The sequence below is a fragment of the Pseudomonas sp. PS02303 genome, assembly GCF_029959925.1.
Taxonomy (GTDB): Bacteria; Pseudomonadota; Gammaproteobacteria; order Pseudomonadales; family Pseudomonadaceae; genus Aquipseudomonas; species Aquipseudomonas mandelii.
Genome location: NZ_JASCOM010000035.1, coordinates 1 through 16,383 on the forward strand (window position 1 = coordinate 1; position 16,383 = coordinate 16,383).

A 16,383-nucleotide genomic window follows, 5' to 3' on the forward strand; every position below is an offset into this window, starting at 1 on the left:
AGCCTCGCTACTACAGGATTTGGGTGTTCGCTAAGTAGGTTGACGACGCAAAATCTGTAGGAGCGAGGCTTGCCCGCGAATGGCTGCACCGCATTTCCCGGATAAGCACCCACAAAAAACCCGGCCATCAGGGCCGGGTCAAGAAGACGGTGGCTATATCACTCTTGTTCGGCAGGCTTGACCAATCGCTTTTCCAGTTCGCTGCAGGCTTGCTGGATCATGTCTTCAGTGATCGGTACTTCGCGCCCATCCTTATCAATAATTGAGCAACCCAGAGACTGGTCTGGTTGTGTGCGGATCACTTGAATCTTGTCTTCGCTGCTGTTTTGCAAGGACATGGCCTGTCTCCTCATCAGGTTGTGTGCCTACTTTAAAACCGCCAGGTGACCAGGCTGTGACAACTCCCTGCGATCTCTCCAAGGCGGCAACATCAGTCCACCAGAAATACCGCAGTGTTGCCACCCGGACATTAGACCAATAGCGTCTAGCGGCTAGTCTTTGTGGTCATAATTAACCTGACTCATTGTGATTTACAGAGTTCCACCCCATTTAAGCGGTATAGCTGGTCCCATCATTTGCGTACTGGATAACCCGATGCTCTCTGCCCGTCACCGCCGCGCGATTCGCCTGACCAGCCGTTTTCTTGCACCTTATCGCTGGCCGGCCCTTGGCGCATTGCTCGCGCTGATCATCACCGCCGGCATCACCTTGTCGATGGGGCAGGGCATTCGCTTGCTGGTGGATCAAGGGTTCATGACCCAATCGGCGCATTTGCTCAACCAGACCATCGGCTTGTTCATGGTGCTGGTGGTCGGGCTGGCGATCGGCACCTTTGCGCGCTTCTATCTGGTGTCGTGGATCGGCGAACGTGTGGTCGCGGACATCCGCAAGCAAGTATTCAACCACCTGGTTTATCTGCATCCGGGTTTCTATGAAGACAATCGCAGCTCCGAGATCCAGTCACGGCTGACCGCCGACACCACGTTGCTGCAATCAGTGATCGGCTCTTCGTTGTCGCTGTTCTTGCGCAATTTGCTGATGGTCATCGGCGGGATCGTCTTGCTGTTTATCACCAACCCCAAACTCACCAGCATCGTGGTCGTGGCGTTGCCGCTGGTGATCGCGCCGATCCTTATTTTCGGCCGTCGGGTACGCAGTCTGTCGCGCCTGAGTCAGGACCGGATTGCCGACATCGGCAGCTACGTCTCTGAAACCCTCGGCCAGATCAAAACCGTGCAGGCCTACAACCATCAGGTCCAGGACGAGCAACGCTTCGCCGTGACCGTGGAGGAGGCGTTCGACACGGCGCGCAAACGCATTTTCCAGCGCGCCTGGCTGATTACGCTGGTGATCGTGCTCGTGCTGGGCGCGGTGGGCGTGATGCTGTGGGTCGGCGGCATGGACGTGATCGCCGGACGGATCTCGGCGGGCGAACTGGCAGCCTTCGTCTTCTACAGCCTGATCGTCGGCAGCGCCTTTGGCACCTTGAGTGAGGTGATCGGCGAATTGCAGCGAGCGGCGGGTGCGGCCGAGCGGATTGCCGAATTGCTGCGCTCCGAGAACATCATCCAGCCGCCCACCACAGGGCTGGTGACCTTGCCTGATCGGGTGAAGGGCAATCTGGCGCTGCAAGACGTGCGCTTTTCCTACCCTTCACGTCCAGAAAGTTACGCCGTCGATGGCTTGAATCTGACCATCAATGCAGGCGAAACCCTCGCCCTGGTCGGCCCGTCCGGTGCCGGGAAATCCACCGTGTATGACCTGCTGCTGCGTTTTTACGATCCTGCCTCGGGGCAGATCCTGCTGGATGGCGTGCCACTGACCCAACTCGATCCGCTCGACCTGCGTCGCTGCTTCGCCCTGGTCTCGCAAAACCCGGCCCTGTTCTTCGGCAGCATCGAAGAGAACATCCGCTACGGCAACCCGTCGGCGACCCTGGCCCAGGTTCAGGAAGCAGCGAAAATCGCCTACGCCCACGACTTTATCGAGCAGATGCCTAACGGCTATCAGACCCACCTTGGCGACGGTGGCCTCGGGTTGTCCGGCGGTCAGCGCCAACGCCTGGCCATCGCACGGGCGCTGCTGGTGGACGCGCCGATCCTGTTGCTGGACGAAGCTACCAGCGCCCTCGACGCCCAAAGCGAACACCTGATCCAGCAAGCCCTGCCGAGCTTGATGAAAAACCGCACCACCCTGGTCATCGCCCACCGCTTGGCCACGGTAAAAAATGCCGACCGGATCGCGGTGATGGATCATGGGAAACTGGTGGCAATAGGGACGCATCAGGAATTGATTGCGAGCAATGCGCTGTATGCGCGGTTGGCGGCGTTGCAATTCAGTGACGGGCACGACGCGGCATGAATGAGAGCTGCTGAACACTGCGAGGTTCGGGCATTATGTCGGCCTCAGTTGCGAGCCTGGATGAGGATATGAGCCGTTATCAACCACCGTTGACCCTGACCACCAGAATGCTGGCGTTGATCGCCGGGATCAGCGAACAAATCGGTCAGCTGACGGCTGTGGACGAACGCCTGCAGACGCCTCAACTGCGTCGTAGTAATCGAATTCGCACGATTCAGGCTTCCTTGGCGATCGAGAACAACACGCTCAGCATCGAGCAGGTGATCGCAGTCCTGGCTGGGCGAGGAGTACTTGGCCTGCCGCGAGAAATCCAGGAAGTGCGTAACGCTTTTGCGGCGTATGAAGCCATGCCTGAGTGGCGGTCGAGCAACCGGGCCGACCTGCTGCGGGCGCATGAGTTGCTGATGGGCGGATTGATTGACGACTGTGGGCGGTTTCGCCAAGCCGGTGTCGGTATTTATCGTGGTGAAAAATTAGTCCACATGGCACCGCCGCCGAGTCGTGTTGGGCATTTGATGGACGATTTGCTGGCGTGGCTCAGTCAATCGGATTGGCACCCATTGATCGTCAGCTGCGTCTTCCACTACGAGTTCGAGTTTATTCATCCTTTCGCCGACGGAAATGGGCGGATGGGGCGACTCTGGCAAACCTTGATACTCAGTCAGTGGCGGCCGGTGTTGGCTTATCTGCCAGTCGAAGCGGTGATTCGAGAGCAGCAAGACGCTTATTGCGCGGCGTTGTCGGCTGCGGACCAGTTGGCTGAGTCGACGCCTTTTGTCGAGTTCATGCTGCAAGCGTTGAGTATTGCGCTTGAAGAGGCAGGCAATACCGAATCAATAATCGACCCAGTAACCGACCCAGTAACCGACCCAGTAGGGAGATTGCTTTCAGCACTCCAGGTTAATGGTCCGCTTAAAATCAGCGACTTGATGGCTGAGGTCGGTTTGGCTCACAAGGCGACCTTTCGGGCTAACTACCTCAGGCCCGCATTGGCTGCCGATTTGATTGAAATGACCAGCCCCGAGACACCAAGCAGTCCGGCTCAAAAATATCGTCTGACCCGGCATGGCAAACAGACTGCCGCACGATTCAAGTCTGCATAGGCCTTCTGGATACGCCAAAAAAAATGCCCGCATCAATCGATGCGGGCATTTTTATTCGGACTTCAACATCAGGATCACTGATCGTCAAAGTACCGCTCATGCCAATCCACCAGCGGCTGTGGCGAGTTGAGTTTCTGGCCGTAGATCACCGAGTACGACAATACGTTTTGCACATACTGGCGGGTTTCGTCGAACGGGATGCTTTCCACCCACACGTCGAAGCTCAGGTGATCCGCACCGCGCAGCCACTGGCGTACACGGCCGGGGCCGGCGTTGTAGGCGGCGGAGGCGAGGACGCGGTTGCCGTTGAACTGGCTGTGGACCTGGCTCAGGTACGCGGCGCCGAGCTGGATGTTCTTGTCCGGGTCGAGCACTTGCTGCGGCGAGGCCAGCGGAATGCTGAACTTGCGTGCGGTTTCCTTGGCGGTGCCGGGCATCAGCTGCATCAGGCCGCTGGCGCCGACGCCGGAACGGGCGTCGGCCATGAAGGCGCTTTCCTGGCGGGTAATGGCGAACACCCAGCTCGAGTGCAAGCCACGGACCTTGGCTTCACGCACCAGGGATTCGCGGTGGGCCATCGGGAAGCGGATGTCCAGATCGTCCCAGTATTGCGCCTGACTGATGGTGCGAATCGCCGGGAAATACCATTTCAGGTCGTAGGCCAGTTTTGCCTGGGCGACCATCTCGTCACGGTTGAAGTGACGGCTGACGTGGTACCACTCGCGACGACCGTCGACGATCTGCCCGCGGGCGTGGAACTCGAGGGCGCGACGAATGCCTGGCGTGTTGCGCACCTTGTTGATCAGCGCCTGGCTCAGTACCAGCGGTTTGTTGTTTAGCGAGTAGGGCGATTGTGAACGGTCAGCGGCAAGGAAACCGTAGAAGTCGCGCTCACGGGCCAGGTTCTTGTACAGGTTTTGTACTTCCGGGTTCTGCGGCTGCGCCAGTTCCAGGCTGCGGGCCTGCCAGTAGCGCCAGCGGTTGGTGGTCGCCAGGTCCTGCGGCAAGCGCCGAGTCAGCTGATAGGCATCGTCCCAGCGGGCCAGACGCAACAGCAGGCGCATGCGCCATTCGGACACGGTGTTGTCGCGCAGTTCCGGGTCGTACCTGGTCATCATCTCAAGCGCGCGAGGGTCGAAACGTTTGGCGAGGGTCAACCCGATTTCACGGGCGATCGCCACTTTTTCGTCGCGGGAGAAGTGCATGCTGCTGGCATAGCCGTCGAGCAGGTTCATGGCTTTGTCCGGGTCCTGGCGGGCCAGGCGGCGCAGACCGAGACTGACCACGTCGGACATCGGTTCGTCGGCCGGGGTGAAGCGCGACGGTTGGTTCAGCAGTTCAGGTTTTTGCGCCACATCCACCAGCAAACGACCGCGAGGGGCGAGGGTGGTCAGGCCATTGACCAGGCTATTGGCCAGCGGATAGTTGCGCGCCTGGGCGGCAAGCTTCGTGCGCTCCCAGCGTTTCTGTTCGGTCAGTTGACCTTCGGCGGCCCATTGCCCGAACAGCGCGTCGCAGGCGGCGGGTTGGGATTTACCGGTCAGCCAGAGTTTATTGGCGTTGGCGTAGCCTTCGGCTTTCTGGTTGTGACCGATCTGGTACTGCGCGTTCAGGCAGTCCAGTTCGGTGAAATTGAGCTTGGAGTCGTAGTATTTGACGAAGGTCGCCCAGTCGCCGCGTTCGGCCAGCCAGCGCAACCAGCGCAATTTCATCCAGTTGGCCTGGGGCAGGTCACCGTGTTCGGCGAGGAATTTTTCGATTTCGGCATTGCTGGCCGTTTTCAGCCGAGCGGTCAGTTCGTCATAGGCCAGGTACGGCTCCAGTGGATAATCACGAAGGGCCTGGCTGTAGCGAAAATATGGGCCGGTATCGCCCTTGGCCAAGGCTCGCTTGGCCTCATCGTAATATTGGCGCTGGGTGGACAGGTCCACCGCCTGGGCGGTTTGAGCGGCAGCGGCAGAAAGAAGCAAGCAAGATAAAAAACTGAAGAGGCGGCTGCGCATGAGACGTCCGGGCATAGAAATCACGACAAGTGCAGACTTAACCTGCACCGAATTATCTGTAGCTTAGCCTTTTGCCAGCAACGGGCGAAAGCTTTGCGGGCCTCTCGGCACAAGTTCGCAACAATTGTCATGCAGAGTGCTTCGACATTGAAATTGCCGGCCTTCTGAAGCCTCAAGTCAGGTAGAATGCGCGCCCGGTTTTTGGAGAAGCTCATGACCCTGCTCAAATTCAGCGATGTGTCCCTTGCTTTCGGCGCTATGCCGTTGTTGGACAAGGTGTCCTGGCAGATCGCCCGTGGTGAGCGGGTGTGCATCATCGGCCGCAACGGCACTGGCAAGTCCAGCATGATGAAGCTCGTCAAGGGCGACCAGAAGCCCGACGAAGGCTCCGTTTGGCGCGCGCCCGGCCTCAAGATTGGCGAATTGCCGCAAGAACTGCCGGTAGCCGACGAGCGGACCGTGTTCGACGTAGTGGCTGAAGGCCTGGACGGTGTCGGCGAGCTGCTCGCGCAGTATCACCACCTGAGCCAGAACATCGTCACCGACGCCGACCTGGACAAGCTGATGCACGTCCAGCACGACCTCGAAGCCCGCGATGGCTGGCGTTTGCAGCAACTGGTCGACAGCACCTTGAGCCGTCTGCAGTTGCCGGCCGACAAGACTCTCGCCGAATTGTCCGGCGGCTGGCGTCGTCGCGTCCTGCTGGCCCAGGCCCTGGTTTCCGAACCGGACCTGCTGCTGCTCGACGAACCGACCAACCACCTGGACATCGGTGCAATCGCCTGGCTCGAAGAAGCGCTGAAGGATTTCCAGGGCGCCGTGCTGTTCATCACGCACGACCGTTCATTCCTGCAAAACCTCGCGACCCGCATTCTGGAACTGGATCGCGGCGGCCTGATCGACTGGAACGGCGACTACGCCAGTTTCCTGGTGCACAAAGAAGCCTCCCTGGCCGCTGAAGAAACCGCTAACGCGCTGTTCGACAAGAAGCTGGCCCAGGAAGAAGTCTGGATCCGCCAGGGCATCAAGGCCCGTCGTACCCGTAACGAAGGCCGCGTCCGCGCATTGAAAGCCCTGCGTGTCGAGCGTAGTGAGCGTCGTGAGCGCACCGGCAAGGCCAACATTCAGTTGGACACCGCTGACAAGTCCGGCAAACAGGTGATGGTCCTCGAGAACGTGAGCTTTGCTCACCCGGGCGGTCCGTTCCTGATCAAGGATTTCTCGATGGTCCTGACGCGGGGCGACCGTATCGGTCTGCTCGGCGCCAACGGTACCGGCAAAACCACGCTGCTGAAGCTGATGCTCAGCGGTCTGCAACCAACCAGCGGCACAGTGGAAGAGGGGACGCGCATCGACGTGGCCTACTTCGACCAGTTGCGCCATCAGCTGGACCTGGAAAAGACCGTGATCGACAACGTGGCCGAAGGTCGCGACTTCATCGATATCGATGGCCAGAGCCGTCACGTGCTGAGTTACCTCGGCGACTTCCTGTTCAGCCCTCAGCGTGCCCGCACGCCAGTCAAGGCGCTGTCGGGTGGTGAACGTGCGCGTCTGTTGCTGGCGAAACTGTTCAGCAAACCAGCGAACCTGCTGGTTCTCGACGAACCGACCAACGACCTCGACGTCGAAACCCTCGAGCTGCTGGAAGAGGTCTTGCTGACCTTCAACGGCACCGTGCTGATGGTCAGCCACGACCGGGCATTCCTCGACAACGTGGTCACCAGCACCCTGGTCTTCGAAGGTGAAGGCAAGGTGCGCGAGTACGTCGGCGGTTATCAGGACTGGCTACGTCAGGGCGGCTCGCCGCGCCTGCTGGGCGTGACCGAGAGTAAATCCGGCAAGGCCGACCTGACCTCTGCGGTCGTGACGGCGGAAGCGGCACCGGTTGCTGCGGCAGTCGAAGCGCCGGTGGCGAAGAAGAAGCTCAGCTACAAATTGCAGCGTGAGCTGGAAATGTTGCCGGCCCAGATCGAAGCCATGGAACAGCAGATCGCTGCCGTCGAGGCCCAGATGGCCGATGCCGGTTTCTATCAGCGTCCTGCGGCCGAGACCGCTGCCGTGATCGCTCAGCTTGAGCAGTTGCAGGCTGAACTCGACGTGATGGTCGAGCGTTGGGCTGAGCTGGATGCCTGATTGATCCTGTAACAAAAAAGCCCGGCGTTCAGTGATGAGCGCCGGGCTTTTCGTATGGAATGCGATCTACACGTTGCTATAGATCCCTGTAGGAGCGAGCAGGGTCGCTCCCACAGGGTACGGGTTTTCAGCTTTTGATCAGGCGCACCGCGAGCACATCACACGGAGCGCCGTGCAGCACGTCATTGGCCGTCGAGCCCAGCAGCAATGCCAGGCCGTGTCGGCCATGGCTGCCCACCACGATCAGGTCGCAGGTCTGTTCCTTGGCCAGGTGGTGAATCTCCTGGCGTGGCTGGCCGTAGGTCAGGTGGCTGTATTCTTTGGAGAGTTCCGGATACTTCACGATCAGTCGGTCCAGGCGTTCCTTGGCCTGATCGAACTGCTGCTGTTGCAGTTGTGACAGGTCCATGGGGACGTCGCCGCCAAAGGCCATGGCCATCGGTTCGACGATATGGACCAGGGACAGTTTCGCGCCATTGCTCACTGAAAGCTCGCGAGCACGGTGGATTACAGGGTCGCACTCTTCGGTTAGATCTACAGCGACCAGAATATGGTGGTAGGGCATGAGGTGCTCCTCCTGAGGATTGCAATATTGGTAAGTATGGCTGGTTTCAAGCGCAATGGTTCCAAAGTGACTCAAAGCGCTCATCAAGAATCGGGAGTACAGATATGACGGTCTGGATAGTGGTGTCAATCCTGCTGGTGGTGCTGAGTCCGCTGGCATGGTTGCGACCGTCCCGTGGACAGAGCGGGCGCATGGCTCTGCGCATGGAAGCGCGGCGTATCGGCCTCGCCATGCAGCTTGCGCCCCAGGAGTGGCCGCACTGGCTGAGCCAGGAGCCGCCGAGCCCTTGCGCCCAGTACCATCGGCCACGTCGTGGCAATCAACCGGCGTGCTGGAGTTACTGGCAAAAGTCGCCGGGTGTGTGGGTGAACCAGTGGCAGGAGATTTGCGAAGATCGAGCGCTGCTCAATCATTTCGAAAAATTGCCAGCCAACGTCTACAAGGTTGAAGCGGACAAACAGATGATCACTCTGTATTGGGGCGAGAAGGGCGAAGCGACGGTTTTGCAAGACATCGATGCGGTGCTGAAAGCACTGGCGTGACTCACGGACATTTCGCGCTGCAATGGCGCGAAACCTCCGACAGACAGGCAATAAAAAGCCCGACATCATCATCGGGCTGGGGTTGGCCAGGCAGGCCGGTAATTCTTTGTGCCGCCGATCTTACGCTTGGCGTTCGCCAAAAGTGTTCAATTTTTTTCTCAAGGTCCCGCCAGCGTAGTCTGTTAAACAAAGGCTGCAGCGAATTAGGGCGACTTTTCTAACTATTGATTCTATGAATGGCTTCACATGCAGGGGCGTGTTGAAGATCTTCGTAGTACGGAAGTGACCGCAAAGTCGCGTTTGAACCCGCATTTTGGGCGATTGACAATTGTCGGAAATTCCGTGAAGGTGGCGTACCCAAATCAAACGGGCGTATGAATTGAGCGTTTGTATTTAACATCGCTCCTACAGAATCCCGACTATCGCGTTGGCGGGTGTGCCGGGCAGATGGGCGTAGCATTGACGTTAAGCGTCCCTGCCAAGCCATTTGCCTGCGTCCGACGTGTACTGTTCAGCTTCCATATCGTGGAGATCAGTTGATGATTTACGAAGGTAAAGCCATCACGGTTAAGGCTCTTGAAAGTGGCATCGTCGAATTGAAATTCGACCTCAAGGGTGAGTCCGTCAACAAGTTCAACCGTCTAACCCTGAACGAACTGCGTCAGGCCGTAGACACCATCAAGGCAGATGCTTCGATCAAGGGTGTGATCGTCAGCAGTGGCAAGGACGTCTTCATCGTCGGCGCCGACATCACCGAATTTGTCGAGAACTTCAAGCTGCCTGATGCAGAGCTTGTTGCTGGCAACCTGGAAGCCAACAAGATTTTCAGCGATTTCGAAGACCTCAACGTCCCGACTGTCGCCGCGATCAACGGCATCGCTCTGGGTGGCGGTCTGGAAATGTGCCTGGCGGCGGACTACCGCGTCATGTCCACCAAGGCCAAGATCGGTCTGCCGGAAGTCAAGCTGGGCATCTACCCGGGCTTCGGCGGTACCGTGCGTCTGCCGCGCCTGATCGGTGCCGACAACGCTATCGAGTGGATTGCCGCCGGCAAGGAAAACCGTCCTGAAGACGCGCTGAAAGTAGGCGCCGTCGATGCCGTGGTTGCTCCTGAGAAATTGCAGGAAGCGGCCCTGGAGCTGATCAAGCGCGCCATCTCTGGCGAGTTTGACTACAAGGCCAAGCGTCAGCCGAAGCTGGAAAAGCTGAAGTTGAACGCCATCGAACAAATGATGGCCTTCGAAACCGCCAAGGGTTTCGTGGCCGGTCAAGCCGGTCCGAACTACCCGGCACCGGTCGAAGCGATCAAGACCATCCAGAAAGCCGCGAACTTCGGTCGTGACAAGGCGCTGGAAATCGAAGCCGCCGGTTTCGTCAAACTGGCCAAGACCTCTGCTGCGCAGAGCTTGATCGGTCTGTTCCTGAATGATCAGGAGCTGAAGAAAAAGGCCAAGGCCTACGATGAAATCGCCAAGGATGTGAAGCAGGCCGCCGTATTGGGCGCCGGCATCATGGGTGGCGGTATCGCTTATCAGTCGGCCTCCAAAGGTACGCCGATCCTGATGAAGGACATCAACGAGCACGGTATCGAGCAAGGCCTGGCTGAAGCCGCCAAGCTGCTGGTCGGCCGCGTTGATAAAGGTCGCATGACCCCGGCGAAAATGGCTGAAGTGCTCAACGGCATCCGTCCGACCCTGTCCTACGGTGATTTCGGTCACGTTGACCTGGTCGTCGAGGCAGTCGTCGAAAACCCGAAGGTCAAGCAAGCCGTTCTGGCCGAAGTCGAAGACAAGGTCAAAGAGGACACCATCCTCGCGTCCAACACCTCGACCATTTCCATCACCTTGCTGGCCAAAGCCCTCAAGCGTCCGGAAAACTTCGTCGGCATGCACTTCTTCAACCCGGTGCACATGATGCCGCTGGTTGAAGTGATTCGTGGCGAGAAGTCCAGCGAGCTGGCTGTGGCCACCACCGTTGCCTACGCCAAGAAAATGGGCAAGAACCCGATCGTCGTCAATGACTGCCCGGGCTTCCTGGTCAACCGCGTCCTGTTCCCGTATTTCGGTGGTTTCGCCAAGCTGGTCAGCGCCGGTGTGGACTTCGTCCGTATCGACAAGATCATGGAAAAATTCGGCTGGCCAATGGGCCCGGCGTACCTGATGGACGTGGTCGGCATCGACACCGGCCACCACGGTCGTGACGTGATGGCTGAAGGTTTCCCGGACCGCATGAAAGACGACCGTCGCTCGGCTGTCGATGTGCTCTACGAAGCCAAGCGCCTGGGCCAGAAGAATGGCAAGGGTTTCTACGCTTACGAGACCGACAAGAAAGGCAAGCAAAAGAAAGTGGCCGATCCGTCGGTGCTGGAAGTGCTCAAGCCGATCGTTTACGAGCAGCGCGAAGTCACTGACGAAGACATCATCAACTGGATGATGATCCCGCTGTGCCTGGAAACCGTGCGTTGCCTGGAAGACGGCATTGTCGAAACCGCCGCCGAAGCCGACATGGGCCTGGTCTACGGTATTGGTTTCCCTCCATTCCGTGGCGGTGCGCTGCGCTACATCGATTCGATCGGTGTTGCCGAGTTCGTTGCCCTGGCTGACCAGTACGCTGATTTGGGCGCGCTGTACCACCCGACCGCAAAACTGCGTGAAATGGCCAAAACCGGCCAACGGTTCTTCGGTTAAGCGTCCCAACACTTGAGCGAGAGTGAAATTTTATGAGCTTGAATCCAAGAGACGTCGTGATTGTCGACTTCGGTCGTACTCCGATGGGCCGCTCCAAGGGCGGCATGCACCGCAACACCCGCGCCGAAGACATGTCGGCGCACCTGATCAGCAAATTGCTGGAACGCAACGTCAAGGTTGATCCGAACGAAGTCGAAGACGTGATCTGGGGCTGCGTAAACCAGACCCTGGAGCAGGGCTGGAACATCGCTCGCATGGCGTCCCTGATGACGCAGATCCCGCACACTGCTGCCGGCCAGACCGTCAGCCGTCTGTGTGGTTCTTCGATGAGCGCGCTGCACACTGCCGCACAAGCGATCATGACCGGCAACGGTGACGTGTTCGTCGTCGGCGGCGTCGAGCACATGGGCCACGTGAGCATGATGCACGGTGTCGATCCGAACCCGCACATGTCGCTGTACGCGGCAAAAGCCTCGGGCATGATGGGCCTGACCGCTGAAATGCTGGGTAAAATGCACGGCATCACTCGCGAACAACAGGACGCTTTCGGCGTGCGCTCCCACCAGCTCGCTCACAAGGCGACCCTGGAAGGCAAGTTCAAAGACGAAATCATCCCGATGCAAGGCTACGACGAGAACGGTTTCCTGAAACTGTTCGACTACGACGAAACCATTCGTCCGGAAACTACCCTGGAAAGCCTGGCGGCTCTGAAGCCAGCGTTTAACCCCAAGGGCGGCACCGTGACAGCCGGTACTTCGTCGCAGATCACCGATGGTGCTTCGTGCATGATCGTGATGTCGGCACAGCGTGCACAGGACCTGGGCATCCAGCCGCTGGCGGTTATCCGCTCGATGGCGGTGGCAGGTGTGGATCCGGCGATCATGGGCTATGGTCCAGTACCGGCCACTCAGAAAGCACTGAAACGTGCGGGCCTTGGCATTAACGATATCGACTTCTTCGAGCTCAACGAAGCTTTCGCTGCACAGGCCCTGCCAGTGCTGAAAGATCTGAAAGTGCTCGACAAGATGAACGAGAAGGTTAACCTGCACGGCGGCGCGATCGCCCTGGGTCACCCGTTCGGTTGCTCCGGTGCCCGTATTTCCGGCACCCTGCTGAACGTGATGAAGCAGAATGGCGGCACCTTCGGGGTTGCCACCATGTGCATTGGTCTCGGCCAAGGCATCTCCACCGTCTTCGAACGCGTTTAAACGTTTCGTTGACGGAAGCCGGGGCCAAGTGCCCCGGTTTTTGTTTTTCTGAATTTATTTTTTGTTTTTATTTTTAAAAGATTTGAGTGAGGGCCAAACCATGCCGATACAACCTGGGCTCTACCAGCATTACAAAGGTCCGCAGTACCGCGTATTCAGCATCGCGCGGCATTCGGAAACCGAGGAAGAAGTGGTCTTCTACCAAGCCCTGTATGGCGATTACGGCTTTTGGGTGCGTCCCTTGAGCATGTTCCTGGAGTCGGTCGAGGTTGACGGCGAACAGGTGCCACGCTTTGCTTTGGTGCAAGCCGAACCGAGCCTTTTTTCGAAGGCATAAGCTGAGTGCGCGCAGGACCCTGCGCTTGACCTCACCTTGTAGCCACTATATATAGCGGTGCCGCGTCAGGCGCCAACCGCCTTTCACTTCTAGAATTCAGGAATTTTCTGATCCATGGGCAAATCGCTGGTCATTGTGGAATCCCCGGCTAAGGCCAAGACCATCAACAAGTATCTGGGTAACCAATACGTGGTGAAGTCGAGTATCGGCCATATCCGAGACCTGCCCACCAGCGGTTCGGCTAGCGCCAGCAAAGAGCCTGCCGCCAAGCGCGGCAAGGCCGCCGCGGGTGAAGGTCCGGTGCTCACGCCGAAAGAGAAGGCGCGCAAGCAGCTGGTCTCGCGCATGGGTGTCGATCCCGATCATGGCTGGAAAGCCAAGTACGAGATCCTCCCGGGCAAGGAAAAGGTCATCGAAGAGCTGCGCCGGCTCGCCAAAGATGCTGACACCATCTATCTCGCAACCGACTTGGATCGCGAGGGGGAAGCCATTGCCTGGCACCTGCGCGAAGCCATCGGTGGTGACGACAGCCGCTACAAGCGCGTGGTGTTCAACGAAATCACCAAGAAAGCGATTCAGGAAGCCTTCTCCAAACCGGGCGAGCTGGACATTGACCGTGTCAACGCACAACAGGCGCGTCGTTTCCTCGACCGCGTGGTGGGTTACATGGTTTCGCCACTGCTGTGGGCCAAAGTCGCTCGTGGTCTGTCCGCCGGTCGCGTGCAATCGGTTGCCGTGAAGCTGGTGGTCGAGCGTGAGCGTGAAATCCGCGCGTTCAACCCCGAAGAATACTGGGAAGTCCACGCCGACCTCGGCACCGCCAAGGGCGCCACCGTGCGCTTCGACGTGGCTCGCGAGAAAGGCGAAGCCTTCAAGCCGCTCAACGAAGCCCAGGCCATGGCCGCGCTGGAGAAGCTCAAGGCTTCCAGCTACAGCATCGTCAAGCGCGAAGACAAGCCGACCAGCAGCAAGCCGTCGGCGCCGTTTATCACGTCCACCCTGCAACAGGCTGCGAGTAACCGCCTGGGCTTCGGCGTGAAGAAAACCATGATGATGGCCCAGCGTCTGTATGAAGCCGGCTACATCACGTATATGCGTACCGACTCCACCAACCTCTCGGCCGATGCCGTGACGATGGCGCGCACCTATATTGAAGGCGAGTTCGGCAAGAAGTACCTGCCGGAAAACCCGAATGTCTACAGCAGCAAGGAAGGCGCACAAGAGGCTCACGAAGCGATTCGTCCGTCTGACGCCAATACCGAGCCAAGCAAGCTGTCGGGCATGGAGCGTGATGCAGAGCGGCTCTACGAGCTGATCTGGCGCCAGTTCCTCGCGTGCCAGATGCTGCCAGCCCAATACCTGTCAACCACGGTCACCGTCGGTGCCGGCGATTTCGAGCTGCGCGCCAAGGGTCGCATCCTGAAGTTCGACGGCTACACCCGGGTCATGCCGCAAATCGCCAAGCCTGGCGATGACGACGTGCTGCCGGACATGGCCCAGAGCGACGCGATGAAGCTGATCAAGCTTGATCCGACCCAGCACTTCACCAAGCCGCCGGCGCGTTACTCGGAAGCGAGCCTGGTCAAGGAGATGGAAAAACGCGGCATCGGTCGTCCTTCGACCTACGCCGCGATCATTTCCACCATCCAGGACCGTGGCTACGTTGCGCTGCACAACCGTCGTTTCTACTCGGAAAAGATGGGCGACATCGTGACCGAGCGTCTGGCCGAGAGCTTCTCCAATCTCATGGACTACGGCTTCACCGCCGGCATGGAAGAGAATCTCGATGACGTGGCTCAGGGCGAGCGCGACTGGAAAAACGTGCTCGACGAGTTCTACGGCGACTTCAAGAAGAAACTCGAAGTAGCCGAAAGCGCCGAAGGCGGCATGCGCGCCAACCAGCCGGTGATGACTGATATCCCGTGCGTGTTGTGCGGGCGTCCGATGCAGATTCGTACCGCATCGACCGGCGTGTTCCTGGGTTGCTCGGGTTACAGCCTGCCGCCGAAAGAACGCTGCAAGGCCACCGTCAACCTGGTACCGGGCGATGAAATCGCGGCGGACGACGAGGGTGAATCGGAATCCTTGGTACTGCGCGGCAAGCACCGTTGCCCGATCTGCAGCACGGCGATGGACGCCTACCTGCTGGATGAGAAGCGCAAGCTGCACATCTGCGGTAACAACCCGGATTGCGCTGGTTATGAAATCGAAGAGGGCACCTATCGCATCAAGGGCTACGAAGGTCCGAGCCTGGAATGCGACAAGTGCGGCAGCGAGATGCAGCTCAAGACCGGCCGTTTCGGCAAGTTCTTCGGTTGCACCAACGCGACGTGCAAGAACACCCGCAAACTGCTGAAAAGCGGTGATGCGGCGCCGCCGAAGATGGATCCGGTGAAGATGCCTGAGCTGAAATGCGAAAAGGTCAACGACACTTATATCCTGCGCGACGGTGCTTCCGGCCTGTTCCTTGCGGCCAGTCAATTCCCGAAAAACCGCGAGACACGTGCTCCGCTGGTCATGGAAATTGTGCCGCACAAGGATGAGATCGATCCGAAGTACCACTTCCTCTGCGAAGCGCCGAAGAAAGATCCGGACGGCCTGCCTGCGGTGATTCGCTACAGCCGCAAGACCAAAGAGCAGTACGTGCAGACTGAAGTCGACGGTAAGCCGACTGGCTGGAAGGCGTACTACGATGGCGGCAAATGGACGGTCGAAGACAAGCGTCCAGCGAAGGTCGCTAAGGCTTAACAGGTGCTGTACTGAAAAGGCCGCATGACAACCTACTGGTTTTCATGCGGCCTTTTTGTTTTGTGCTTGCGGTGGGATCGGCGGATCCACGACACTGTCTGACCTGCGTGAAGCAATTATTTCGTTGTGGAGGCTGCCGTCATGGCCCACGAACTCTATACCCGTACCAACCAGAAGATTTATTTCGCCGGCCTGTCGCTGGAAGCGCTAGCCAAGGCCGAAGAGGGGCGGGCGATGAACTCCCTGGCGCTGATTCAGGCTGGGCGCGAGTCGACGTTGTTTCACCTGTACGGTGCGTTGCTGGGGCTGTGCCATGAAATCGCCGGCTTCTACCGCTTGCCTCAGGCCAATGCACCTCGGGCAGAAATGTTGCTGACACGCGAAGTGCTGGAAGCCATCGCCATTCCCGAGATGGCTGAGATGTTCGAGCTGGCCCAGAATCCGGAAACCTGGCTGGCGAAGCTGCTGGCGGCTCACGCGGCGATGTTTCAACCGCCTCGCGCTCCGCATAAGCCCAAGGGCGACGTGACTCAGCCGCTCATCCTGGCCGTTAACCTGGATGAGGAAGACGCGCCTGAGGAATTGAGTCGCGAAGAGCTGGAGAGCTGGCGTCAGAACCTCAAAGGGCTGGCGATCCGGTTTCGCGAAGGTTTGAACGAGTGCTGATCGACTGAGAGCCGGCGGCGCGATTAAAAG

12 protein-coding genes are annotated in these 16,383 nt (G+C 58.7%); 9 read left to right on the forward strand and 3 right to left on the reverse strand.

Annotated features, from left to right (window positions below; all coding sequences use genetic code 11):
• Positions 1-158 precede the first annotated feature (158 nt).
• Complete coding sequence (locus QMX98_RS11480) at positions 159-338, reverse strand: PA1571 family protein (protein ID WP_010456379.1); 180 nt, start codon at positions 336-338, stop codon at positions 159-161.
• 256 nt (positions 339-594) lie between these two features.
• Here QMX98_RS11480 and QMX98_RS11485 point away from each other — a divergent pair, with 256 nt between their 5' ends.
• Both QMX98_RS11485 and QMX98_RS11490 read left to right on the forward strand, forming a co-directional pair.
• A complete protein-coding gene (locus QMX98_RS11485) occupies positions 595-2,361 on the forward strand; it encodes an ABC transporter transmembrane domain-containing protein (protein WP_282410772.1) in 1,767 nt (588 codons plus the stop codon).
• 68 nt (positions 2,362-2,429) lie between these two features.
• The gene (locus tag QMX98_RS11490; protein WP_282410773.1) at positions 2,430-3,464 is read left to right on the forward strand and encodes a Fic family protein; all 1,035 of its coding nucleotides are present in this window, start codon (positions 2,430-2,432) and stop codon (positions 3,462-3,464) included.
• A gap of 74 nt (positions 3,465-3,538) precedes the next feature.
• On the opposite strand, the gene QMX98_RS11495 is transcribed toward QMX98_RS11490, so the two are convergent.
• Positions 3,539-5,467: a transglycosylase SLT domain-containing protein gene (locus tag QMX98_RS11495; protein WP_282410774.1), complete on the reverse strand. Its 1,929-nt coding sequence runs from the start codon at positions 5,465-5,467 to the stop codon at positions 3,539-3,541.
• 213 nt (positions 5,468-5,680) lie between these two features.
• On the opposite strand from QMX98_RS11495, the gene QMX98_RS11500 reads away from it, so the two are divergent.
• Positions 5,681-7,600 carry an ATP-binding cassette domain-containing protein gene (locus tag QMX98_RS11500; RefSeq protein ID WP_109628971.1) on the forward strand — a complete coding sequence of 640 codons (1,920 nt, stop codon included), beginning with the start codon at positions 5,681-5,683 and terminating at the stop codon, positions 7,598-7,600.
• Between the two features lie 127 nt (positions 7,601-7,727).
• Here the strand turns inward: QMX98_RS11500 and QMX98_RS11505 are convergent, their stop codons facing one another.
• Positions 7,728-8,165 (reverse strand): universal stress protein, encoded by a 438-nt coding sequence (locus tag QMX98_RS11505; protein WP_010456367.1) that lies wholly within the window; start codon positions 8,163-8,165, stop codon positions 7,728-7,730.
• A gap of 104 nt (positions 8,166-8,269) precedes the next feature.
• Between QMX98_RS11505 and QMX98_RS11510 the strand changes: the two genes are divergently transcribed.
• The 6 genes from QMX98_RS11510 (at position 8,270) to QMX98_RS11535 (ending at position 16,353) form a co-directional block, all read left to right on the forward strand.
• The gene (locus tag QMX98_RS11510; protein WP_010456364.1) at positions 8,270-8,707 is read left to right on the forward strand and encodes a hypothetical protein; all 438 of its coding nucleotides are present in this window, start codon (positions 8,270-8,272) and stop codon (positions 8,705-8,707) included.
• Positions 8,708-9,246: 539 nt separating this feature from the next.
• Positions 9,247-11,394 (forward strand): fatty acid oxidation complex subunit alpha FadB, encoded by a 2,148-nt coding sequence (fadB, locus tag QMX98_RS11515; RefSeq protein ID WP_083376184.1) that lies wholly within the window; start codon positions 9,247-9,249, stop codon positions 11,392-11,394.
• Positions 11,395-11,426: 32 nt separating this feature from the next.
• Complete coding sequence (gene fadA, locus QMX98_RS11520) at positions 11,427-12,602, forward strand: acetyl-CoA C-acyltransferase FadA (RefSeq protein ID WP_010456360.1); 1,176 nt, start codon at positions 11,427-11,429, stop codon at positions 12,600-12,602.
• Positions 12,603-12,702: 100 nt separating this feature from the next.
• A complete protein-coding gene (locus tag QMX98_RS11525; RefSeq protein ID WP_017337558.1) occupies positions 12,703-12,939 on the forward strand; it encodes a DUF1653 domain-containing protein in 237 nt (78 codons plus the stop codon).
• A gap of 114 nt (positions 12,940-13,053) precedes the next feature.
• Positions 13,054-15,687, forward strand: coding sequence for a type I DNA topoisomerase (gene topA, locus QMX98_RS11530; protein ID WP_282410775.1), 2,634 nt, complete (start codon positions 13,054-13,056; stop codon positions 15,685-15,687).
• A 141-nt stretch (positions 15,688-15,828) separates the two neighbouring features.
• Positions 15,829-16,353, forward strand: a complete 525-nt coding sequence (locus QMX98_RS11535; RefSeq protein WP_010456354.1) for a DUF6586 family protein — start codon at positions 15,829-15,831, stop codon at positions 16,351-16,353.
• Positions 16,354-16,383: the final 30 nt, after the last annotated feature.